The sequence below is a fragment of the Pseudomonas sp. BJa3 genome (assembly GCF_026343815.1).
GTDB classification, from domain to species: domain Bacteria; phylum Pseudomonadota; class Gammaproteobacteria; order Pseudomonadales; family Pseudomonadaceae; genus Aquipseudomonas; species Aquipseudomonas soli.
Genome location: NZ_JAOXMC010000130.1, coordinates 1 through 278 on the forward strand (window position 1 = coordinate 1; position 278 = coordinate 278).

Sequence of the window (278 nt, forward strand, 5' to 3'; positions counted from 1 at the left end):
GCCAGCGTCAGCGTGCCCTGACCCTGGTCGAGCAACGCACCGGCGAGTTGCGCGTCAGCGAGCAGTCCTTGCGCGACACGCACAACCAGCTGCGCAGCGTGCTGGATGCTGCGACCCAGGTGGCGATCATCGCCACCAACCTGCGCGGGGTGATCAGTACCTTCAATGCCGGCGCCGAACGCATGCTCGGCTACAGCAGCGCCGAAGCAGTGGGCAGCCTGACCCTCGAAGCGCTGGTCTCGCCCGAGGAACTGCACCAGCGGGCGCGGGCCCTGAGC

At 68.7% G+C, this 278-nt stretch carries 1 protein-coding gene; it reads left to right on the forward strand.

Translation table 11 applies throughout. The features are described 5' to 3' along the window. Positions 1-278, forward strand: a 278-nt coding sequence (locus tag OH705_RS27160) for a PAS domain-containing protein (protein WP_267303428.1), incomplete at both ends; no start/stop codon positions are given.